At 73.2% G+C, this 22,128-nt stretch carries 20 protein-coding genes; 11 read left to right on the top strand and 9 right to left on the bottom strand.

Annotation, left to right across the window (positions count from 1 at the left end; all coding sequences use genetic code 11):
- Positions 1–49: 49 nt before the first annotated feature.
- From VM95_RS15870 to VM95_RS15860, 3 genes are all read right to left on the bottom strand, one after another.
- Positions 50–523 (bottom strand): VOC family protein, encoded by a 474-nt coding sequence (locus VM95_RS15870; RefSeq protein WP_045697026.1) that lies wholly within the window; start codon positions 521–523, stop codon positions 50–52.
- Between the two features lie 197 nt (positions 524–720).
- Positions 721–1,782: a hypothetical protein gene (locus VM95_RS43735; protein ID WP_052707391.1), complete on the bottom strand. Its 1,062-nt coding sequence runs from the start codon at positions 1,780–1,782 to the stop codon at positions 721–723.
- A 297-nt stretch (positions 1,783–2,079) separates the two neighbouring features.
- Positions 2,080–4,233 carry a protease pro-enzyme activation domain-containing protein gene (locus VM95_RS15860; protein ID WP_045697023.1) on the bottom strand — a complete coding sequence of 718 codons (2,154 nt, stop codon included), beginning with the start codon at positions 4,231–4,233 and terminating at the stop codon, positions 2,080–2,082.
- Positions 4,234–4,491: 258 nt separating this feature from the next.
- On the opposite strand from VM95_RS15860, the gene VM95_RS15855 reads away from it, so the two are divergent.
- Positions 4,492–5,058 (top strand): CGNR zinc finger domain-containing protein, encoded by a 567-nt coding sequence (locus VM95_RS15855; RefSeq protein WP_045697021.1) that lies wholly within the window; start codon positions 4,492–4,494, stop codon positions 5,056–5,058.
- 116 nt (positions 5,059–5,174) lie between these two features.
- Here VM95_RS15855 and VM95_RS15850 read toward each other — a convergent pair whose 3' ends face one another.
- The 3 genes from VM95_RS15850 to VM95_RS15840 form a co-directional block, all read right to left on the bottom strand.
- Positions 5,175–6,671 (bottom strand): FAD-dependent monooxygenase, encoded by a 1,497-nt coding sequence (locus VM95_RS15850; protein WP_045697019.1) that lies wholly within the window; start codon positions 6,669–6,671, stop codon positions 5,175–5,177.
- Between the two features lie 149 nt (positions 6,672–6,820).
- Entirely contained in the window at positions 6,821–8,521 is a 1,701-nt protein-coding gene (gene paaN, locus VM95_RS15845; protein ID WP_045697017.1) for a phenylacetic acid degradation protein PaaN, read from the bottom strand.
- A 182-nt stretch (positions 8,522–8,703) separates the two neighbouring features.
- Positions 8,704–9,972, bottom strand: coding sequence for a glycosyltransferase family 39 protein (locus VM95_RS15840; RefSeq protein WP_244178793.1), 1,269 nt, complete (start codon positions 9,970–9,972; stop codon positions 8,704–8,706).
- 116 nt (positions 9,973–10,088) lie between these two features.
- Between VM95_RS15840 and VM95_RS15835 the strand changes: the two genes are divergently transcribed.
- Positions 10,089–10,673, top strand: a complete 585-nt coding sequence (locus VM95_RS15835) for a TetR/AcrR family transcriptional regulator (protein WP_045697015.1) — start codon at positions 10,089–10,091, stop codon at positions 10,671–10,673.
- 9 nt (positions 10,674–10,682) lie between these two features.
- Here VM95_RS15835 and VM95_RS15830 read toward each other — a convergent pair whose 3' ends face one another.
- Positions 10,683–11,129, bottom strand: a complete 447-nt coding sequence (locus VM95_RS15830; RefSeq protein ID WP_078859968.1) for an Lrp/AsnC family transcriptional regulator — start codon at positions 11,127–11,129, stop codon at positions 10,683–10,685.
- 163 nt (positions 11,130–11,292) lie between these two features.
- Here VM95_RS15830 and pdhA point away from each other — a divergent pair, with 163 nt between their 5' ends.
- The 4 genes from pdhA to VM95_RS15810 all read left to right on the top strand — a co-directional run bounded on the left by pdhA (position 11,293) and on the right by VM95_RS15810 (position 16,661).
- The gene (pdhA, locus tag VM95_RS15825; protein WP_045697084.1) at positions 11,293–12,432 is read left to right on the top strand and encodes a pyruvate dehydrogenase (acetyl-transferring) E1 component subunit alpha; all 1,140 of its coding nucleotides are present in this window, start codon (positions 11,293–11,295) and stop codon (positions 12,430–12,432) included.
- Positions 12,432–13,427 (top strand): alpha-ketoacid dehydrogenase subunit beta, encoded by a 996-nt coding sequence (locus VM95_RS15820; protein ID WP_045697012.1) that lies wholly within the window; start codon positions 12,432–12,434, stop codon positions 13,425–13,427. The genes pdhA and VM95_RS15820 overlap by 1 nt, the downstream gene beginning before the upstream one ends.
- A 5-nt stretch (positions 13,428–13,432) precedes the next feature.
- On the top strand, positions 13,433–14,758 hold the full coding sequence (locus VM95_RS15815) for a dihydrolipoamide acetyltransferase family protein (protein WP_045697082.1): 1,326 nt from the start codon (positions 13,433–13,435) through the stop codon (positions 14,756–14,758).
- 355 nt (positions 14,759–15,113) lie between these two features.
- On the top strand, positions 15,114–16,661 hold the full coding sequence (locus VM95_RS15810) for a globin domain-containing protein (protein ID WP_244178792.1): 1,548 nt from the start codon (positions 15,114–15,116) through the stop codon (positions 16,659–16,661).
- A 64-nt stretch (positions 16,662–16,725) separates the two neighbouring features.
- Here VM95_RS15810 and VM95_RS15805 read toward each other — a convergent pair whose 3' ends face one another.
- The gene (locus VM95_RS15805; RefSeq protein WP_045697010.1) at positions 16,726–17,295 is read right to left on the bottom strand and encodes an NUDIX domain-containing protein; all 570 of its coding nucleotides are present in this window, start codon (positions 17,293–17,295) and stop codon (positions 16,726–16,728) included.
- A 144-nt stretch (positions 17,296–17,439) separates the two neighbouring features.
- On the opposite strand from VM95_RS15805, the gene VM95_RS15800 reads away from it, so the two are divergent.
- On the top strand, positions 17,440–17,871 hold the full coding sequence (locus tag VM95_RS15800; protein ID WP_045697008.1) for an SsgA family sporulation/cell division regulator: 432 nt from the start codon (positions 17,440–17,442) through the stop codon (positions 17,869–17,871).
- Positions 17,872–17,951: 80 nt separating this feature from the next.
- Here VM95_RS15800 and VM95_RS15795 read toward each other — a convergent pair whose 3' ends face one another.
- Complete coding sequence (locus tag VM95_RS15795) at positions 17,952–18,332, bottom strand: phage holin family protein (RefSeq protein ID WP_045697006.1); 381 nt, start codon at positions 18,330–18,332, stop codon at positions 17,952–17,954.
- Positions 18,333–18,447: 115 nt separating this feature from the next.
- On the opposite strand from VM95_RS15795, the gene VM95_RS15790 reads away from it, so the two are divergent.
- From VM95_RS15790 to thiC, 4 genes are all read left to right on the top strand, one after another.
- Complete coding sequence (locus tag VM95_RS15790) at positions 18,448–18,765, top strand: cupin domain-containing protein (RefSeq protein WP_045697004.1); 318 nt, start codon at positions 18,448–18,450, stop codon at positions 18,763–18,765.
- Positions 18,766–18,805: 40 nt separating this feature from the next.
- On the top strand, positions 18,806–19,474 hold the full coding sequence (gene tenA / locus VM95_RS15785; RefSeq protein WP_045697002.1) for a thiaminase II: 669 nt from the start codon (positions 18,806–18,808) through the stop codon (positions 19,472–19,474).
- A gap of 179 nt (positions 19,475–19,653) precedes the next feature.
- On the top strand, positions 19,654–19,854 hold the full coding sequence (locus VM95_RS15780) for a DUF5326 family protein (protein WP_045697000.1): 201 nt from the start codon (positions 19,654–19,656) through the stop codon (positions 19,852–19,854).
- Between the two features lie 268 nt (positions 19,855–20,122).
- On the top strand, positions 20,123–21,946 hold the full coding sequence (gene thiC / locus VM95_RS15775; RefSeq protein WP_045696997.1) for a phosphomethylpyrimidine synthase ThiC: 1,824 nt from the start codon (positions 20,123–20,125) through the stop codon (positions 21,944–21,946).
- Positions 21,947–22,128 lie beyond the last annotated feature (182 nt).

The following is a 22,128-nucleotide window of genomic DNA, read 5'->3' as shown; positions in this document are numbered from 1 at the left end:
ACCTCGATGGCCGACGGATGTCGTGGTCCGGCTGTGGTCCAGCCGCGGTCTAGAAGAAGCCGCAGGTCGGGGCGTCGGCGGTGGGGGCGGCGGCGCCCGTCGCGTCCACGCCGGTGCGGGTGTAGATCTCCAGCCGGATGCCGTCCGGGTCGGTGAAGAAGATGCCGCCGGAGGCGGAGCCCTCGCCGTGCGGGACGACGCCGTCGTAGGCGAACTCGGCGCCCAGCTCGCGCAGCAGGGCCTCGGTGGCGCGGACCTCGTCGAGGCTCTCGACCTCGAAGGAGAGGTGGTGCAGGCCGGGGGTGGCGGTGGAGAAGGTGCCCTCGCTCTGCTGCCAGAGCGTGACGACCAGGCGGCCGTCGCGGCCGAGGAGGGCGAAGCGGCGGTCGGCCTCGGTGCCCTCGTGGGCGATGTCGAGGCCGAGGACGGCGCGGTAGAAGTCGATCGAGCGGGCCAGGTCGGTGACGTTCAGGCCGACGTGGCCGGTCTGCAGGGTGCGGAGCTTGGTGACGGTGGCGGACATGCCTGATCACTCCTGGAGGGCGGTGGCTCCGGCGGCGACTGCCTAACCGGTATGAATGAGAGTAGGGGTTAGGTGATGAGGCGTCAACCGGTGTGGGTGCGTGAAGGGGTTAGGTGTCCGGGGCAGAAGGAAGCCCCGCCGGGCACGGGGCCGGGCGGGGCTGACGGGGTGGGGCTGACGGGGTGGGGCCGGAGGGGCTAGGACCACTCCCAGCGGATGCCGATGTGGCCCGGCTGCTGGTCCGGGGCCAGGACGTGGGCGCTGGCGGAGGCGCCGATCCACAGCTGCTCGCGGCGGTGGTCGACGTCGGCGCCCGGCTCGCGGTCGTACCGCTCGCAGTGCGCCGGGACGGACGCCGGGTCGAAGTGCACCTGCAGCACGTACTCGCGCACCGGGGTGGCGAAGCGGCGGCTGTACTCCAGGGTCGGGCCGCCGGGCGGGATCTCCACCTCGTACTCGAAGACCGTGCTGTCGCCGAGCCCCAGCGGGCGGTCCAGCATCAGCTCGGCGACGGTCAGCCCCTCCTCGGGGCGGCGGCGGACCCGGCCGAGCCGGCCGTGCCGGACCGAGGTGATCTCCGGGCAGCCGGTGGCCTCCTCGTCGGCCTTGTGCACGACCAGGCAGCGGCCGACGCCGCCGACCGTGGCGCGCACCACCTGGCGCATCCGCAGCAGGTTGCCGCGCCGCTCGGCGTCCACGTAGTAGGAGTCGTGGATGCTCAGGCGCTCCAGCTCGCCGGCCGGCGGGGCGTCCAGCTCGGCGAAGATCGAGGCGAGCTCCTGCTCCCCCGGCCAGACGTCCTCCAGCCCGAGGTGGCAGGTGTTGGCGGCGGCGGCCCAGCGGCCGCGCGGGCGCGGCGGGCCGAGCAGCGCGGAGAGCGCGCTGTGCGGCAGGCCGAGCAGCTCTTCCAGCAGGTGGACGGCGCGCAGCGAGCTGGCCCGTTCGGGCTGGCTGCGGCCGCGCCGCCAGTAACTCAGCGTCGTGACGCTGACCCTGACGCCGCGTTGGGCGAGGGCCGCGCGGATCCGGTCCAGGCTGAGGCCGCTGGCCTCGATGGCCAGGTGCAGGGTGTCCGCGAAGCCGCCGGCCGGCGCGGGCCGTCCGGGCGAGGGCGCCGGGACGGGCGCCGGCCCGGGTGTCGGGGCGGGTGCCCGGTCGGCCGGCGGGGCCGGCTGGGCGGGCGCGGACGGGCCGGGGCGCTCCGGGTGCGAACCGACCAGCCGGAGCCGCGCGGAATCCTGAGGCTGCTGTGCGGCCATGCGGTGACCCTCCCCACCAACTGAGCTCGGTCGGACCGGGCCGACGCCGGGTCGCGTCGCCGGCGGCTTCACCGAGGTTTGGGGAACCCTATGCACGGTCGAGAGGCTACGTCATCAGTCGTGCGTATGACAGTGGTCACGACAGGTGAACCGCACAGTTAGCGATCTTGAAACAGTCCGGAAACACGGCGGGAACCCGGCCGGCGCGGAGCGGAACGGACACCGCCGGGGCGGGCCCTGTGGCTCCGCCCCGGCGGGGGTCTCGGTGGTGCTGCGGCCGGCGCTACCGGCCCGTGGTCACTTGACGTTCAGCGCGACGTCGTCGATCACGAAGCTGGTCTGCTGCGAGCTGTCCTCGGTGCCGGTGAACTTGAGGGTCACGGTCTGGCCGGCGAAGGAGGTCAGGTCCACCGTCTGCTGGACGTAGCCGGCGGCCGCGTTCACGTTCGACCAGGTCTTCAGCGTGGTGCTGTTGGCCTGCAGGGTCAGCTTGTCGTACGCGGTGCTGCCGGTCTCGGCGGTGTCGATGTGCAGCCAGAAGGTGAGGGTGGCGGAGGCGCAGCCGGTCGGGACCGTGACGGTCTGCGACAGGGTGTCGGTGTGGGCGCTGCCGTAACCGTTCAGCCAGGCCTTCCAGCTGCCGGAGTGGGCCGCCTGGGAGGAGCTGTTGTCGACGACGCCGGAGGAGGCCGTCCACGGCGAGGCGGTGCCGGTCTCGAAGCCGCCGTTGTTGATCAGCTGGGTGGCGGTGCAGCCGCCGCCCGGGTTCGGCGGGGTGGTGCTGCCGCCGAGCAGGGCGGTGGTCAGGGCGTCGGCGACCGGGGAGCCCCAGCCGGTGACCTGGTCGTAGCCGGTCTTCGCGGGGAAGTCCTGGTTCGAGCCGGAGGTCACGTCGTGGAACGTGCTGCCGTAGCTGGTGCTGTTGGCGACCGAGTACAGGCGCGGGCTCGCCTCGCCGAGGACCGGCTGCCCGGCGGCCTTGGCCTTCTGGTTGAACTGGGCGGCGTAGCCGGACCACAGCGGGGCGGCCGCGCTGGTGCCGCCGTAGACCTGCCAGCCACCGGCGGTGTAGATCGAGAAGCCGCTCGCCGGGTCGGCGTTGGAGGCGACGTCCGGAACGGTGCGCATGGTGCCGCTGACGCCGGTGCCGGTCTGCCAGGACGGCTTGCTGAACACGGTGGAGACGCCGCCGCCGGCGGTGCTCCAGGCGCTCTCCGAGGAGTAGCCGTTGCCGCTGGTGACCTTGAGGTTGGTGCCGCCGACACCGGTCTGGTGCGGGCTGGACGCCGGGAAGTCGACGGCCTTGACGGTCGAGCCGCTGGTCGAGCGGGTGCAGTCGCGGGAGCCGTCGTCGCCGGAGGCGGAGAAGATCGAGATGCCCTGGGCGGCGGCCTGCTTGAAGGCGTTGTCCACGGCCGTCATCGAGGCGGCGGTGGTGTCGGGCTCGCAGGAGCCCCAGGAGATCGAGATGACCGAGGCCTTGTTGTCGGCCACGATCTTGTTGGCCATGTCGATCTCGCCCTGGTCGCTGTTCGGGGCCTCGTAGACCAGCTGGGTGGCCTTGGGCGCCGCGCCGCGGACGATCTCGCTGTCCAGCTCGACCTCGCCCTGGCCCTGGCCGGGGGCGGAGTCGTAGCTGGCGCCGTCCACCGAGACGGTGCTGACGGCCGGGCCGGTCAGGCCGAACTGCGAGTCGTAGGTGGTCAGGTTGGACGACTGGTAGCCGTCGAACTCCCACAGGGCGACGGTCACGCCGGTGCCGTCCGCGCCGGTCTTGTTCAGGTTGTAGGCGCCGGTGTACTGGGCCGGGCTCATGCCGCTCGGGCTGGCGGTGGCGGCGTTCGGGGTGATCGCGCTCGGCTTGGCGATGCGGTTCTTGCGGACCGCGTGGTTGTCCAGGCCGCTGACGCCCTGGATCACCGAGGCCAGCTCGGCCGGGATCGAGGCGGCGGCGTCGTTGGCGAAGAAGGTGCGCTGCAGCTGCGGGTCCACGTAGGCGCTCTCGTGGGTCCCGAAGGCCTGCGAGACCTGGGCGGTGGTGCCGTGGGCGCTGACGACCTGGCGGTTGGCGCTGACCTCGGTGACGGTGAGGCCCTGGGCGGCCAGGTAGGCCTTGACCTGGGCGACGTCCTGCTGGGTCGGCCCGAAGCGCTCGGTGAACTGCTCCGGCGTCAGGAACTTGCCGTACTCGGGGGAGCCGGGCGTGGTGACCGCGCCGAGGAAGCGGTCGAGCTCGGCGGCGTTGCGCAGCTTGAGGCTGACGGCGACCGAGATCTGCTGCTCGGCCGGGACGTCACCCTTCTTCTCCGAGTGGGCCACCGCCGGGTTCACGGTGTTCGTCAGGGCGACGCGGGGAGCGGGCGCGGCCTGCGCGGTGGAGACGCCGAGCGAGACGGCGGTCAGCGGCAGGACGGCTATCGCCGCGGCGAGGGCGAGAGAACGGGGGCGCAACGGATCTCCTCCTCCAGCCGGCTGTGGGGGCCGGCAAGGGGCCAGGCGTTCCGGGGTCGTGAACGCTGGCTAGAACATGTCAGAACCGGTGTGCGAGGTGGCCCATGATCAAGCAATTCGTTGCTAAAAAACAGTCAAGTGTGGATGCCGCGAAATGCCGGTCGTTCATACAGTGAATGGCTGGAATTCTCAGGACGGTCCATACCAATTCACCGGCGGGGGCGCGGCCGTAGAATCGGCTCGAACCGAGGGAGAAGGATGACTGACGTGACGCCGGACCCGAGGGATCCCCGGCCGCTGATCGGCGAACCGCTCGCGCTCGACCTGCTCAACACCCGCTGGGCCGGCCTGCCCGTCAACGACCTGCTGGACGGCGTCGAAGGCTACGGCATCTGGATCTCCTCGGCCGGGCTCGGGGGGCGCTGCACGGCCGACGAGGCCGGGCTGGCGGCGATCCGGCAGGCTCGTGAGGCGATCGACCGCGCCGCCCAGGACGCCCGTGAGCAGGGCGAGTTGGGGCCGGCGGCGCGGGACGGGCTGGACGCGGTGCTGGCCCACGGCCGGATCCGGCGGTCGGCCGGGCCGGGCGGGGCCGAGGAGCGGATCGAGGTCGACGGGCCGCAGTGGCTGGCGCCCTGGCTGGCGGCGGACGACTTCCTGGCGCTGCTCGGGCAGGGCGCGAACCGGGTGAAGCAGTGCGCGCACGAGGCGTGCATTCTGCATTTCTTCGACGCCTCGCAGAACGGGCGGCGCCGCTGGTGCCGGATGGCGGTGTGCGGGAATCGGGCGAAGGCCGCCCGGCACTACGTGAAGGCGCGGGGTTAACCGACGACCGGATCCGGTCGGTGGGTCTCCTGTGTCGCGCACGAACCCTCCGCGCCCGGGCGGACGCGGAGGGTGAGGACGGAGCGTGCGGGCGGCAGGAGCGGCCGGACGGCCCGTCAGGCGGTGGCGGGGGCGCCGAGCCAGCCGGTGAGGGCGGTGCGGAGCTCGTTCTGACCGGGGTCGACGCCGGCCCAGGCGACGTAGCCGTCCGGGCGGATCAGCAGAACGGTGTCGCGCAGCTTGCCGTGCGGATCGGCCGGCGCGGCGAACACCAGGCGGTCCGCCCAGGGCGCGGTGGCGGCCAGCTCGTCATTGCTGACCAGCACGAACTTCCCGGCGCGCAGCGCCTCGTAGAGCCGCTCGGGGGCGGCGGGGGCGTCCTCGGCGGGGCGGCTCAGCGCGGTCAGCCGCAGGTCGGGGACGCGCTTGCCGGTCTGCGGGTGGGTGTCCTTGGGCGCCGGGTAGGAGATGCCGATCCCGGAGACCATCCGGGCGCCGCGCTCGGCGACCGGGTCGAGGTGGCTGCTGATCGCGCCGAGCGCGCCGCGCAGGGCGCGGGTGGGGACGGATTCGGCGAGGGCGAGCCGGATCAGCGCGCCGGAGCTGCGCAGGACCATCCGCCCGACCGGGTGCCGCTCGGTCTGGTAGGTGTCGAGGAGCGCGTCGGTGGCCCGGCCCCGGAGGACGGCGGCGAGCTTCCAGGAGAGGTTGGCGGCGTCCTGGAGGCCGGTGTTCATGCCCTGGCCGCCGGCCGGGGAGTGGCAGTGCGCGGCGTCGCCGGCGAGGAAGACCCGGCCGGAGCGGTAGTTGGGCACCTGGCGCTCGTCGCTGTGGAAGGTGGACGTCCAGCGGGCGTCGTGCAGGCCGAAGTCCTCGCCGATGGCGGCCGTGGCGATGGCGGAGATCTGCTCGATCGAGGGGGCGGTGCCGTCCGGCACCTTGTGGTGGCGGTCCCAGGCGATGACCCGGTACCAGCCGTCGCCGAAGGGGGCCAGGAAGGCGAAGCCGGACTCGTTGGCGCCCACGGTGATGGTGCCCTCGGGCTCGCGCTCCAGCCGGACGTCGGCGAGCAGCACCGAGTCGACCACCGACTCGCCGGGGAACGGGAGGCCGAGCAGGTCGCGGACGGTGGAGTGGACGCCGTCGGTGCCGACCGCGTACCGGGCGCGGTACGCGGTGCCGCCGGCCGTCTCCAGGGTGACGCCGTCCGCGTCCTGGCGCAGGCCGGTGACCTCGGTGCCGCGCAGGATCGTCGCGCCGGCCTTCTCCGCGCGCTCGTGCAGCAGCCGTTCGACGTTGTACTGCGGGGTGATCAGGACGAAGGGGAAGCGGGTCGGCAGCCGGTGGAGCTCGACCGCGAGGCGGTCGAACATCCTGAGCTCGGAGAGCGGGCGGCCGGTGGCGATGAGGTCCTCGGCGAGGCCGCGGGCGTCCAGCATCTCCAGGCTGCGGGCGTGCACGGCGAAGGCCCGGGTGAGGTTGGACTCGGTGGCGCGCTTCTCCAGGAGGGTGACGCCGATCCCGGCGGCGGCGAGGTCGCCGGCCAGCAGCAGGCCGGCCGGCCCGGCACCGACGACCAGGACGTCGGTTTCGATCGTCGGATTCTCGGCCATCTGTCAGCTCCCGTGGTTCTGAGGGTGGTTGGACGCCGCCCCGCGCGGCGTTCTCCCAGCCTCCATCATCGCGGGCGCGGTCGGGGCTGTGAACCACCGGGGCCCCGGCGGTCGGTGTGACCGCCGGGGCCCCGGGCGCCGGGCCCGCCCTACTGGGGGCGGCGGATCTGCACCGTGCGGAACCGGTTGGCGACGAACGCGCCGTCGCAGTAGGCCGCGTTGGCGGCCGGGTTGGCGCCGGTGCCGTGCAGGTCGGAGAAGGCGGCGGTCTGGTTGGGGTAGACGCCGCCGGTGAGGTTGAGCGAGAGCGAGACGCCCGCGTCCAGCGCGGCCTCGACCAGCAGGCCCTCCACCTCGGGCGAGGTGGTGTAGCCGGTGGCCGTCATGGCGCCCTTGTCGCGGACCGTGGTGCGCAGCAACTCGACGGCGGCGGGGGTGGATTCGACGGCGATCGCGAAGGTCACCGGGCCGAAGCACTCGGTGCGGAAGACCGCGCGGTCGTCCGGCTTGTCGGCGTCGAGCTTGACCAGCGCGGGGGTGCGCACGGTCGCGCCGGGGAACTCCGGCGAGGTCACCGTGCGCGGGGCGAGCGCGAGTTCGCCGTACTCGCCGCTCGCCGCGGCGGCCGAGCGCTGCAGCACGCCGGGGTTGACCACGGCGCCGAGAATGCCGGCGGCGCGGGCGTCGTCGGAGAGCAGGCCCGTGATGGCGGCGCCGAGGTCGGCGACGACCTCGTCGAAGGACTTGTCGCCCTGCTCGGTGGCGATGCCGCCGCGCGGGATCAGCAGGTTCTGCGGGGTGGTGCACATCTGGCCGCTGTAGAGGGAGAGCGCGAAGGCCAGGTTGCCGAGCATGCCCCGGTAGTCGTCGGTGGAGTCGATCACCACCGCGTTGACGCCGGCCTTCTCGGTGTAGACCTGGGCCTGCCGGGCGTGCTCCTCCAGCCAGTCGCCGAAGGCGGTGGAGCCGGTGTAGTCGATCATCTTGATCTCGGGCCGGACGGCCAGGGCCTGGGCGACGGTGCCGCCCTCGTGCTCGGCGGCCAGGCAGACCAGGTTGGGGTCGAAGCCGGCCTCGGTGAGCACCTCGCGGGCGATCGCGACGGTCAGCGCCAGCGGCAGGACGGCCCGGGGGTGCGGCTTGACCAGCACCGGGTTGCCGGTGGCCAGCGAGGCGAACAGGCCGGGGAAGCCGTTCCAGGTCGGGAAGGTGTTGCAGCCGATCAGCAGCGCGAGGCCGCGCGGGACGACGGTGAACTCCTTGCTCAGCACCAGCGGGTCGCGCTTGCCCTGCGGCTTCGTCCAGTCGGCCCGCTTCGGCAGCCGGGTCTGCTCGGCGTACGCGTAGGTGACGGCCTCCAGCCCGCGGTCCTGGGCGTGCGGGCCGCCGGCCTGGAAGGCCATGCCGTAGGCCTGGCCGGTGGTGTGCATGACGGCCTGGGCGAACTCGTGGGAGCGGGCGTTGATCCGGTGCAGGATCTCCAGGCAGACGGCGGCGCGCTCCAGCGGGGAGGCGGCGGCCCAGCCGGGCTGCGCGGCGCGCATCGCGGCGATCAGCTCGTCCGGCCCGGCGTGCGGGTAGGTGATGCCCAGCTCGATGCCGTACGGGGAGGCCTCGCCGCCGACCTGGTCGCCGTCGGTGGGGTGGCCCGGCAGGGCGAAGGGCTTGCCGAGCACGGCGTCGAAGGCGGCCTTGCCGTCGGCCGGGCCGCTCTCGCCGTAGGCCTTCGGGAACTCGGGGTACGGGGACCAGTAGTCGCGCTTGGCGGCCGCGTCGAGCGCGGCGTCCAGGGTGGCCTGGTGGCGTTCGACCAGCTCGGCGACGAGGGGGTGGGTGACCGCTGCGGACATCTGTGCGCTCCTCAGAGGGGAGGACGGGACACCTCACAGAGTAACCGAACGATCGGTCGGCGAAAGGGGGTGTGGCGATCCCGATCCGATGCGCGAGGGACGGGCGAGGGACGGGCGTGGGGCGGAAGCACGCGGGGGCGCGTCCCGTACGGACGCGCCCCCGGTTCGGGTCCGTGCGCGGTCTACGGCACGCCGAGCTCGAAGATCACGTACCCGGCGTACCAGCCGGAGGCGATCGCGCCGCTGCCCAGCACCGTCGCCAGCACCGGCCAGCTCAGCTTGCGCATCCCGATCGCGAGCGGGACGAACAGCGGGAACGCCGGCAGCAGGTAGCGCGAGACGTTGCCGAAGATGCCGAGGCTGCCCAGCACCGAGACGATCGTCGCCAGCGTGTAGGCGACCAGCACCAGCGGCGGGCGCAGCCGGATCAGCAGCACGATCAGCATCGGCAGGGTGAACACGATCAGGGTGGCCAGCAGGTCCGGCACCGCGAACGCGAACGGGTAGTCGCCGCGGCCCAGCAGCACGCCGCGGATCGCGTGCCAGGTGCCCTCGCCCCAGTCGAAGTAGTGCAGCCAGGCGTCGTGCTGCAGCCGGAAGTAGCCGCCCCACTCGCCCGTCCGCCAGCCCACCCAGGCGACGTAGCCGAGCAGGCCGAGCGGGGCCAGCAGCATCGCCGCCAGCGGGCGCAGCACGCCGCTCTCCCGCCGCCACAGCTCGACCAGCGCGGCCAGGCCCACCGCGCCGATCAGCGCCGCGGCGGTCGGCCGGTTCAGCCCGGCGACCAGGGTGACGGCCCCGGCGGCGATCCACCGCTTGGTCATCGTGAGGTAGCAGGCCCAGGCGGCCAGCGCGACGAAGGTGGAGTCCGAGTAGACCGCCCACTCGGCGCCCGAGCCCGGTGCGATCGCCCAGATCCCGGCCGCGATCACGCCCGCCCGGGCGTCCCCGGACAGCTTCTCCACCACGGCGAAGATCCCGGCCGCGGCGAACAGCGAGGCCACCACCGACACCAGCATCCCGGCGCCGTACAGGCCGAGGCCGGTGACCTCCGAGGTCATCCGCATCAGGCCGGGGTAGAGCGGGAAGAAGGCCGCCGAGTTCTGCTCGACCATGAACCCGCCGGTGGCGCCCGGGATCGGGACCAGGGCCGGGTGGTAGCCGAACTGCGCCACCTGCTGGTACCACCAGCCGTCCCAGCTGGCCAGCACGTCCCAGGGGTTGGCGCCGCCGCCGAACCGGGCCGGCTTCTTGGCGTAGTCGCCGGCGAAGGAGAGCAGCTTCATGAAGACGGTGAAGCCGACCAGTTTGAGCAGCGTGTAGCACCACACGGCCGGGCCGAACCGGATCACCAGCGCTCGGGCGCGCGCCTGCCAGCCGCCGGAGACGCCGTCCGGCGCCCCGCTGCGCTGCTCGGGCACGTCGGAGGCGACTGCCGGTATTGCGTTCATCAGCCGTGGCTCCAGCCGCTGGACGTGGACGATCGTCCGGCGATTCTAGGGCCTGTCCCGCGGATCGGACGGGGCCCGATCGCGTCCCGGTCGGGGCGGCCGGGGATACTCGGAGGATGGCCGATCACACCACGCGCACCGCCTACACCGTGGAGTCACTGCTCGCGGTGACCGTCGACGTGTTCAACGAGCGCGGTTACGACGGGACCTCGATGGAGGACCTGTCCCGGGCGGCCGGGATCTCCAAGTCGTCGATCTACCACCACGTGCGCGGCAAGGAGGAGCTGCTGCGGCTGGCGGTCGGGCGGGCGCTGGACGCCCTGTTCGCGATCCTGGCCGAGCCGGGCGCGGTCGAGGGCCCGGCGGTGGAGCGGCTGGAGCACGTGGTGCGGCGCACCGCCGAGGTGCTGCTGGCGGAGCTGCCGTACGTGACGCTGCTGCTGCGGGTGCGCGGCAACACGGCCACCGAGCTGTGGGCGCTGGAGCGGCGGCGGGAGTTCGACCACCAGGTGGCCGCGCTGGTGCGGGCGGCCGTCGCGGACGGGGCGCTGCGCTCGGACGTGGAGCCGCGGCTGGCCACCCGGCTGCTGTTCGGGATGATCAACTCGATCGTGGAGTGGTACCGCCCGGGCCTGAAGGCGACGGACGGCGTGCCGGACGCGGTGGTGCACCTGGCCTTCGACGGGCTGCGGGCGCGCTGACCGGGACGCTCAGTCCGGCGGCACCTGGTCGGTCTCCTCGAACACCAGCATGGTTCGTGTGCCGAGCACCTGCGGGATGGACTGGATGCGGTTGAGCACCAGCTCCCGCAGCGCGTGGTTGTCGGCGGTGTGCACCAGCAGCAGGACGTCGAAGTCCCCGCCGACCAGGGCGATGTGCGCCACCCCGGGCAGCTCCAGCAGCTGCTCGCGCACCGTCCGCCAGGAGTTCTGGACGATCTTCAGGGTGATGTACGCGGACGCGCCCTGACCGGCCCGTTCGTGGTCCACCCTGGCGGTGAAGCCGCGGATGACGCCGTCCTCGACCATCCTGGAGATCCGGGCGTAGGCGTTCGCCCGGGACACGTGCACCCGCTCGGCCACCGAGCGGATGGAGGCGCGACCGTCCTGCTGCAGCAGCCGCAGGATCGACCGGTCGACCCGATCGAGTCTGGACATCTGTTCAGCCGACATGACCCCCCACCCTCACCGTTTGGACGTACTGCCACCAGTCGACCGCCGCTCAGGCCGAATGTCCACCACCTTGTCACGCTTCTGGTCAAGATGAACAGACGACCGAACAATCGGTAGGGAGCCCCCGCCACCCATGGAGGTGCCCGAGATGACCGTTCTCGACCACAGACACCAGACGGGCGTGCCCGGCTGGCTGCCCGGGGCGACCGCCCCGCGCACCGACCCGGCCCCCTTCCTCCCGGACGACTCCCCCGTCCGCGTGCTCGGCACCCCCGCGCTGGAGAAGCACGACCCGGCCCTGCTCCGCGAGCTGTACCGCCGCCTGGTGGTCGGCCGCCGCTACAACCAGCAAGCCACCACCCTGACCAAGCAGGGCCGCCTCGCCGTCTACCCGGCCTCCACCGGCCAGGAGGCCTGCCAGGTCGCCGCCGCGCTGGTGCTCGACGAGCAGGACTGGCTGTTCCCCAGCTACCGCGACACCCTCGCGGTGGTCTCCCGGGGCGTCGACCCGCTGGAAGCGCTCACCCTGCTGCGCGGCAACGCCCACACCGGCTACGACCCGCGCGCCACCCGCACCGCCCCGCTCTGCACCCCGCTCGCCACCCAGGCCCCGCACGCGGTCGGCCTGGCGCACGCCGCCCGGCTGGGCGGCGACCCGGTGGTCGCGCTGGCCATGCTCGGCGACGGCGGCACCAGCGAGGGCGACTTCCACGAGGCGCTGAACTTCGCCGCCGTGCTGCGGGCCCCGGTGGTCTTCCTGGTGCAGAACAACGGCTACGCGATCTCCGTCCCGCTCACCGCGCAGTCCGCCGCGCCGACCCTGGCGCACAAGGCGGTCGGCTACGGCATGCCGGGCCGGCTGGTGGACGGCAACGACGCGCCGGCCGTGCACTCCGTGCTCACCGAGGCCGTCGAGCGGGCCCGCAGCGGCGGCGGCCCCACCCTGGTCGAGGCGCTGACCTACCGGGTCGAGGCGCACACCAACGCCGACGACGCCACCCGCTACCGCACCGAGCCCGAGGTGGCCGCCTGGCAGGACCACGACCCGATCCTGCAGATGGAGCGGGCGCTGCGCGGACTCGGCATCCTCGACGACGAGCTGGTCCGGCTCGCGGCGGACGAGGCGGAGGCGCTGGCGGCCCGGATGCGGGCCGAGTTCCACGCCGACCCGGAGCTCGACCCGATGGCGCTGTTCGCCCACGTCTACGCCGAGCCGACCCCCCAACTGCGCGAGCAAGCCGCCCAGTTGTCCGCCGAGCTGGCCGCCGAGGCCGAGGTGCAGCACTGATGTCGACCGCTGTTTCTTCCCGTACCGCCTCCATGGCGCAGGCGCTCAACTCCGCGCTGCGGGACGCCATGCGCGAGGACCCGGCGGTACACGTGCTCGGCGAGGACGTCGGCGCGCTCGGCGGCGTCTTCCGGATCACCGACGGGCTGACCGCCGAGTTCGGCCCGGACCGCTGCCTGGACACCCCGCTCGCCGAGGCCGGCATCCTCGGCACCGCGATCGGCATGGCGATGTACGGGCTGCGCCCGGTCGTCGAGATGCAGTTCGACGCCTTCGCCTACCCGGCGCTGGAGCAGCTGTTCTCGCACGTCGCCAAGATGCGCAACCGCACCGCCGGCCGCCTCCCGCTGCCGATCACCGTCCGCGTCCCGTACGGCGGCGGCATCGGCGGCGTCGAGCACCACAGCGACGCCTCCGAGGCGTACTACACCAGCACCCCCGGCCTGCACGTGGTCACCCCCGGCACCGTCGCCGACGCGTACGGGCTGCTGCGCGCCTCGATCGCCTCCGACGACCCGGTGGTCTTCCTGGAGCCCAAGCGGCTCTACTGGGGCAAGGCCGAGTTCGACCCGGCGGCGCCGGTCGAGCCGATCGGCAGGGCCGTGCTGCGGCGCACCGGCACCTCGGCGGTGCTCATCACCTACGGCCCCTCGCTGCCGGTCTGCCTGGAGGCGGCCGAGGCGGCGAAGGCCGAGGGCTGGGACCTCGCGGTGCTGGACCTGCGCACGCTCGTCCCGTTCGACGACGAGACCGTCACCCGGGTGGTGCGCTCGCTCGGCCGGGCCGTGGTCGTGCACGAGGCCAGCGGCTTCGGCGGCACCGGCGCGGAGATCGCCGCCCGGGTCACCGAGCGCTGCTTCCACCACCTGGCCGCGCCCGTGCTGCGGGTCACCGGCTTCGACATCCCGTACCCGCCGCCGATGCTGGAGCACCACCACCTGCCCGGGGTGGACCGGATCCTGGACGCGGTCGCCCGGCTGCAGTGGGAGGACTGAGCGTGATGCCCGTCGTGCGGGAGTTCCGACTGCCCGACCTCGGTGAGGGTCTCACCGGGGCCGAGGTGGTGCGCTGGATGGTCGAGGTCGGCGAGGTGATCGCGGTCGACCAGCCGGTGGTGGAGGTCGAGACGGCCAAGGCCGTGGTGGAGGTGCCCTGCCCGTACGGCGGGGTGGTGACCGCGCGGTACGGCGAGGTCGGCGAGGAGATCGCCGTGGGCGCGCCGCTGGTGACGGTCGCGGTGGCGTCGCCCGGCGGGGCCGCGCCCGAGGAGCCCGCCGAGCGGGCCGCTCAGGTGGCCGCTCAGCTGGCCGCGGAGGTGGAGCGGCCGCTGGTCGGGTACGGCGTCGCCGAGTCCAAGGGCGGACGGCGGCGCCGGGTGGGCGTGCCTGCCGCTCCGGCCGCGGTCGCCCCGGTCGCGGTCGCGCCGGCTCCCGTTGCTGCGGCTCCCGTCGCGCCGGCCGCTCCCGTGGTGGTGCCGGTGATCTCGCCGCTGGTGCGGCGGCTGGCCCGGGAGCAGGGCATCGACCTGGGCGCCGTCGCGGGCAGCGGGCCGGACGGGCTGATCATGCGCGCGGACGTCGAACGGGCGGTCGCGGCGAAGGTGGCCGCTCCGGCGGCCTCCGTCGCCGCCGCGCCGCAGGAGGGCGTCGTCCCGCTGCGCGGGCTGCGCAAGGCGGTGGCCGAGAAGCTGAGCCGCAGCCACCGGGAGATCCCGGCCGCGACCTGCTGGGTGGACGCGGACGCCACCGAACTGATGGCGCTGCGCCGGCAGTTGAACGCCACGCCGGGCCCGAAGGTGAGCGTGCTGGCGCTGCTGGCGCGGATCTGCACGGTCGCGCTGGCGCGCTTCCCGGAGCTCAACTCCAGTGTGACGGACGACGGTTCGGGCATCATCCGGCACTCGGTGGTGCACCTGGGCTTCGCGGCGCAGGGCGAGCGCGGGCTGGTCGTACCGGTGGTGCGGGACGCGCACACCCTCGGCACCGAGCAACTCGGCGCCGAGCTCGGCCGGTTGACCGAGGCGGCGCGCGACGGCTCGCTCTCGTTGGCCGAACTGACCGGCGGCACCTTCACCCTGAACAACTACGGGGTGTTCGGTGTGGACGGCTCGACGCCGATCCTCAACCACCCGGAGGCGGCGATGCTCGGCGTCGGCCGGATCGTCGCCAAGCCCTGGGTGCACGAGGGGCAGTTGGCGGTGCGCGAGGTCACCCAGCTGTCGTTCACCTTCGACCACCGGGTCTGCGACGGCGGGACGGCGGGCGGCTTCCTGCGGTTCGTCGCGGACTGCGTGGAGCGGCCGGGGATGCTGCTGCGGCAGCTGTGACCGGGCCGCGGCCGTGACCGTCGCGGCCGTGACCGTCGCGGCCGTGACCAGGGCCGGGTTGCCCTGAGTGGACAGGGGGGCCACTCAGGGCAATCGCAGATCGAGTGAGAGTAGCGCGTTCCCGGGCCGGGTGTCCGGGCTTCGCGCGATTTGTCGGATGAGTACTTCGGGCATGCCACGCTGCCTAGGCGCCAGTAGGGATCCAGCCAGGTGGTGGCGCAGTGCGGCCGGAGGCGAAACGATTCTCTTGGGTACTCGAAACGCGGCGGTGAAGTCCCGCCGAACACTTCTGATCCGCACCGGGCACGGTTCGGCGGGGGTTGCCGCCGTCCCGGGCCTGGCGGAGTTGCCGGAGTTGCCGGAGCTGCCGCCCGAGCCCGTGGCGGCGCAGCCGGCCCGGCCGCCGATGCCGCTGGACCCGCCGGACCTGCCGCCGGCGGACGGCGCCGCGGGGCTGCCGCAGGCCGTCCACCCGGTGATCCCGGCCCGGCCGGCCCAGCCGCCGGCCGTGCCCGCGCCCAGCTACCCGGAGCCCGGTCATCCGCACCCCGGTCACCCGGAGCCGTTCGCGACGACCACCGGCGTCGCGCCCGCCTTCCAGCCGCTGTTCGCCGACGCGCCCGGCCTCAACTGGGCGGGCCCCGGCGACAGTTGGAGCGAGGCCTGGGCACACCGGCCGGCCGTTCCCGCGCTGCCGCCCGCGCCGCAGCCTGCCCCGCTGTCCGTGCCGCCGGCCGCCCAGCCGGACCTCTCCGCCGCCGAACTCCCTCCCACGCCACGGGACATCGAGCTGATCCGGGCCAGCCTCGCCGTCGTCGAGCCCGTCGCCGACCGGGCCACCGCGCACTTCTACGCGCTGCTCTTCCTGCACCACCCCGAGGTCCGCTCGCTCTTCCCGGCCGCCATGGACGTCCAGCGCGACCGCCTGTTCCGCGCCCTGCTGGCCGCCGCCCGCGGCGCCGAGGATCCGGTGGCGCTGCGCACCCGGCTCGGCGAGCTCGGCCGCGGCCACCGCCGCTACGGCACGCTGACCGGCCACTACCCCCCGGTCGGGGAGTGCCTGGTGCAGGCGTTGGCCCGGTACGCGGGCGCCCGCTGGGACGCCGACACCGAGCTGGCCTGGCGCCGCGTCTACCGGCTGATCTCCACGATCATGATCGAGGCCGCCGAGGAGGCCGCCCGCACCTCGCCGCCCTGGTGGCAGGGCGAGGTCGTCCGGCACGAGCGCCGCACCCGGGACGTCGCGGTGATCACCGTCCGCCCCGACCAGGCGTACCGGTACCGGGCCGGGCAGTACTGCAGCCTGGAGACGCCCTGGTGGCCGAGGGTCTGGCGGCACTACTCCTTCGCCACCGCACCCCGCCCGGACGGGCTGCTGACCTTCCACGTCAAGGCCGTCCCGGCGGGCTGGGTGAGCAACGCGCTGGTGCACCGGGCCGCGCCCGGGGACGTCCTGCGGCTGGGCCCGGCGGCCGGTGCGATGACCGTCGACCACGCGCTCGGCGCCGACCTGCTCTGCCTGGCCGGCGGCACCGGCATCGCCCCGATCCGCGCCCTGGTCGAGGAGGCCGTCGAGTACGGCGGGCGCGGCCGCAGCGTCGAGGTGTTCTACGGCGCCCGCGGCGCCGCCGAGCTGTACGAGCTGGACGGGCTGCGCGAGCTGGCCGCCCGTCACCCCTGGCTGGCGGTGCGCCCGGTGCTGTCCGGCAGCGGGCCGGCCGAGGGCGTGCTGACCGGTGAACTGCCCGAGGTGGTCGGCCGGTTCGGCCCGTGGACGGGCCGGGAGGCGGTGCTCAGCGGGCCGCCCGCGATGGTCCGCCGGGGTGTCGGGGTGCTGCTGCGGGCGGGGGTGCCGGCCGAGCGGATCCGGCACGACCTGGTCGGCGAGCTGGCCGCCGGATGAGCGGCAGAGCCGGCCGGGCCCGATGAACGGGCCCGGACCGCGGCACCGGCCCGGACCGGGTCCGTCAGCCCAGGTCGGGGGCGAGCAGAGCCCGGACGCCCTCGATGTTCGCCGCCAGGTACGCCCGCAGCCGGGGCGGGACGACGTTGACCGAGGTCACGCCCTCGCGGGTGAACGGCAGCCGGACCACCTCGTACTCGCCGTTCGGGTCGTCCACCTCGGGCCCGTGCCGCCGGCTGAGGTCCATCGAGGCCAGCCGGCAGACGAAGAAGTGCTGCACCTTGACCCCGTGCGGGTGCAGCAGCGTCCCGTCGTCGTGGTGCGTGTGGCTGATGGTGTCGACGAAGGCGGGCACCACGTCGACCACCTTGCCGCCCAGTTCCTCCGCCACCTCGCGGTGCAGCGCGTCCACCACCGTCCGGTCGCCCGGCTCCACACCGCCGCCGGGGGTGATCCAGTACGGGTGCGGCGAGCCCGGCCGGACGCGCCGGATCAGCACGATCGAGGCGGGGCCGTGCGGATCGTCCGGGTCCAGCTCCAGCAGGATCGCGCGGGCGGTGCGCTTGACCACCGGGCGCGGCGGCGCCGTGCGCGGGAGCGGGGGAAGCGGCGGAGTGCGGTCGTCGGGGCCCATGGCCACCTCCGGGGCGTGAGCGTTGTGCCGGAGTCTCCCGCGCGGGCGCGGGGTCGAAACGCCGACCCGGGCGGGTGCGTCCGTTCGGGGCTCCGCTGTGCTGCCATGGGCAGCCACCGGACGAAAGCGAGAGGGGCTGGCGCCATGCAGCACAGCACGACGGTCCAGGAGCACCTGGTGATGGGCCTCGCGCTCTCCCCCGAACTGGCCCTCGGCCTCGTGGTGGAGCTGGCCTACGACCCGGGCGACCCGTACGCCGTCCGGTTCACCTTCCACCTGCCCGGCGATCCGCCGGTCACCTGGGTGTTCGCCCGCGAGCTGCTGCTGGACGGGCTCGGCGGGCCCGCCGGCGAGGGCGACGTGCTCATCGAGCCGGTCGAGGACGAGCGGTCGCCGGAGGTGCGCGTCACGCTGCGCTCGCCCGGCGGCGAGGCGGTGCTGCGGGCCCGCGTCGCGCCGCTGCTCGCCTTCCTGGCGCGCACCGACCGGCTGGTGCCGATCGGGCGGGAGAGCACCGGGCGGCAACTCGACGCCGAGCTCGCGGACATCCTCGGCGGCCCGGGCCACCCGGGGTGAGCGCACGGGGAGGGGCCCGGACCCGGGTGGACCACCCGGGCACGGGCCCCTCGCGCTCGCGCGCACGGCCGCCGGTTCCGTCAGTCGTCGTCCAGGGCCAGGTGCAGGCCCCAGGAGACCAGGCTGATGATCAGCGAGCCGATCAGCGCGGCCCCGAAGCCCTTGACGTGGAAGTCCAGTTCGAGCTTGGTGGAGGCCCACGAGGTCAGCAGCAGCATCAGGGCGTTGATCACGAAGGTGATCAGCCCCAGCGTCAGGATGAACAGCGGGAAGGAGAACAGCTTCACCACCGGCTTGATCAGCCAGTTGATGACGCCGAACACCACGGCCACGCCGAGCACCGTGAGCGCCTTGTGCTGCCAGTCGGCCTTGCCCTGGGCGAGTTGGATACCGCTGACGATCCAGGCGGCGACCCAGATGGCCGCCGCGTTGATCAATGTCTTGATGACGAAACCCTTCATACCGCCCAAGCGTGGCAGGCGCCCCGGCCGCTGGGAAGCTCCCGGCGGACGAGTTGGTGTTGAATGCCCCTGATCCGGAAGGTGGACGGACGGGACCGAGTGGAGGGGTGCGGCGGTGAAGCTGTTCCGACTGGACGAACTGGACGCCGAACGCTCGGCCAACGACGGGGCGTACCTGCGCTTCCTGCGCGAGCCGCGGATGTCCGCCGGGCTGTACGCGCTCTCCCCCGGCGACACCGACACCCAGACCGCCCACGAACAGGACGAGATCTACCAGGTGATCAGCGGCCGCGCCGAGCTGACCGTCGGCGCCGAGACCGCGACGGTCGGGCGCGGCACCGTCGTGTACGTCCCGGCCGGCACCCCGCACCGCTTCCACCACATCACCGAGGAACTGCGGGTGCTGGTGGTCTTCTCGCCGCCCGAGGACTGAGCACCGCACGCGCACGGGGGCGTTGCATAGGGTCGTTCGCATGACCCGAAGCCTCACCGAAGAACTCTGGACGGCCATCGAGCCGATCTACGCCGAGATCCTCGCCCATCCCTTCCTCGGCGGCCTCACCGACGGCACCCTGCCGCGCGCGGCGTTCCGCCACTTCGTCGTCCAGGACTCGCACTACCTGCGCGACTACGCCCGCGCGCTCGCCGTCTGCGCTGCCAAGGCGCCCGGCGAGGAGGACGTCCGGGCCTTCGCCGACGACGCGGTCGGCGCGCTCGCCGCCGAGCAGGGCATGCACGCCGCGTTCCTGACCGCCTTCGGCGACAGCGCCGAACGGGCCGCCGCCGAGCCGGTGCTGCCCACCACCCGGGCCTACACCAGCTACCTGCTCGCCACCGTGTACGGCGGCTCCTTCGCCGAGGCGCTCGGCGCGGTGCTGCCCTGCTACTGGATCTACGCCCGGGTCGGCGAGGCGCTGCTCGCCCAGGGCTCGCCCGACCCGCTGTACGCCCAGTGGATCGCCACCTACGGCGACGAGGCCTTCCAGTCCGTGGTGCGGCGGGTGCTGGCGCTCACCGACCGGCTCGGCGCGGAGCTCTCCCCGGCCGAACGCCGCAAGGTGGTCGAGCACTTCACCACCACCTCGCGCTACGAGTGGATGTTCTGGGACGCCGCCTGGCGCGGCGAGTGCTGGCCGGTCTGACCTGCGGGAGCCTGGCTCTCGGGGGTTTCCCCGGGGGTCGGGATCGGGGTGATCTCGGGGTTCTCTCCGGGCCGTTGGGCCTCGTTCGGGCCCACCCGCCCCCGTACGATCGAAGTACCGAAAGCAAGCGGGATGCGGCACCGGACGGCAGCCGGCCCGAGGGGAGAAAAGGAACCGACATGGCTGAGCTCTGGAAGTCGCTGCCCTCCTGGGTGCGCAACATCGTCATCCCGGTGCTGGTCCTGGTGCTGGCGTGGAACATCGTGGGCTTCGTCTTCGGTGTGGTCGGCGCCCTGCTGAGCATCGTCATCAAGCTGCTGGTGGTGGTCGGCATCGCCGCCGCCGTGGTGATCCTGGTGAAGAAGGCGGCCAGGAGCTGAGCCGCCGGCCCAGCACGCGCCGTCGAGGCCCGGCACCCCCGTCGCGGGGTGGCCGGGCCTCGGGCATTTCCCCCGGTGGCCGTCTGGACCTGCGGCGATCGGCTCGCTACGGTGTTGGGCGTCATGCGCAGGCAACCCGCCTGCGGACGCGGGAGCTCGGAGCACCGGGCTGAGAGGACGCTGACCGGAGCCGTCGACGGACGGACCGCAGGCTGCGTCGACCGCAGGAACCTGACCGGGTAATGCCGGCGTAGGGAGTAGAGGTCAGATGACCACGTTCGAAGCACAGCCGCAGTCTGCCCAGGCCCAGTCCGCCGCCGGCGCCCCCAGCAGCGAGCGCACCGGCTACCCCACCCCGGCGTGGCACAAGGCCTACCGCGAAGGATCCCGGCCCGACCTGCGCGTCCCGTACCGCGAGGTGCACCTCACCGACGGCAAGACCGTCCCGCTGTACGACACCTCCGGCCCGTACACCGACCCCGCCTACCAGCCCGACGTGCGGCGCGGCCTCCCGCCGCTGCGCGACGCCTGGATCCGCCAGCGCGGCGACGTCGAGGAGTACGACGGCCGCGAGCCGCGCCCCGAGGACGACGGCATCAAGCACACCTCGCCGCGCGGCGGCGACCTGCGCAACCTCGACGCCGTCTTCCCCGGCCGCCCGCGCCGCCCGCTGCGCGGCCGCGGCGGTGCCGCCGTCACCCAACTCGCCTACGCCAAGCGGGGCGTGGTGACTCCCGAGATGGAGTTCGTGGCGCTCCGGGAGGGTCTTGAGCCGGAGTTCGTGCGCGCCGAGGTGGCCCGCGGCCGCGCCGTCATCCCGGTCAACGTGAACCACCCCGAGGTGGAGCCGGCCGTCATCGGCACCAACTTCCTGGTGAAGATCAACGCCAACATCGGCAACTCCGCCGTCACCTCCTCGATCGAGGAGGAGGTGGAGAAGATGACCTGGGCGACCCGCTGGGGCGCCGACACCGTCATGGACCTCTCCACCGGCCGCAACATCCACACCACCCGCGAGTGGATCCTGCGCAACTCCCCCGTGCCGATCGGCACCGTGCCGCTCTACCAGGCCCTGGAGAAGGTCGACGGCCGGGCCGAGGAGCTGAGCTGGGAGGTGTACCGGGACACCGTCATCGAGCAGTGCGAGCAGGGCGTCGACTACATGACCGTCCACGCCGGCGTGCTGCTCCGGTACGTCCCGCTCACCGCGCGCCGCAAGACCGGCATCGTCTCGCGCGGCGGCTCGATCATGGCCGCCTGGTGCCTCGCGCACCACCGGGAGAACTTCCTCTACACCAACTTCGAGGAGCTCTGCGACATCCTCGCCGCGTACGACGTCACCTTCTCGCTCGGTGACGGCCTGCGCCCCGGCTCCATCGCGGACGCCAACGACGAGGCCCAGTTCGCCGAGCTGAAGACCCTCGGCGAGCTCGGCCGGATCGCCCGCGAGCGCGACGTCCAGGTGATGATCGAGGGCCCGGGCCACGTCCCGATGAACAAGATCAAGGAGAACATCGACCTCCAGAAGGAGATCTGCGACGAGGCGCCGTTCTACACCCTCGGCCCCCTCGCCACCGACGTCGCCCCCGGCTACGACCACATCACCTCGGGCATCGGCGCCGCGATGATCGCCTGGTGGGGCACCGCGATGCTCTGCTACGTCACGCCCAAGGAGCACCTGGGCCTGCCCAACCGCGACGACGTCAAGACCGGCGTGATCACCTACAAGATCGCCGCCCACGCCGCCGACCTCGCCAAGGGCCACCCCGGCGCCCAGGCCTGGGACGACGCGCTCTCCGACGCCCGCTTCGAGTTCCGCTGGGAGGACCAGTTCAACCTGGCCCTCGACCCGGAGACCGCCCGCGACTTCCACGACGAGACCCTCCCGGCCCAGCCCGCCAAGACCGCGCACTTCTGCTCGATGTGCGGTCCGAAGTTCTGCTCGATGAAGATCAGCAAAAGCATCAATGAGCAGTTCGGCCAGGGGCAGTCCTCGCCGGAGTACGACGAGGAAGCTGTCGAGGGCATGAAGGCCATGTCCGACGAGTTCAAGGCCCAGGGCAGCAAGGTCTACCTGCCGATGGCCGACTGACGCCCTGGATCGGAACGGCTGGCTGTCTCAGGGATCCCGGACACGGCCAGCCGTTGTCCGGGATCCAGGCGCCGGCGGCTGACGAGGTGCCTCCTGGCAGCGGCCCAGAGTTCTTGATTGGACGAAGTAGTTGCAGGTATGACTCTGGCTCAGTCGCGGAAGCGGGAACGAACCCTCGGATG

The organism is Streptomyces rubellomurinus (assembly GCF_000961885.1).
GTDB classification, from domain to species: domain Bacteria; phylum Actinomycetota; class Actinomycetes; order Streptomycetales; family Streptomycetaceae; genus Kitasatospora; species Kitasatospora rubellomurina.
This window is presented reverse-complemented; position numbering and strand designations above follow the sequence as displayed.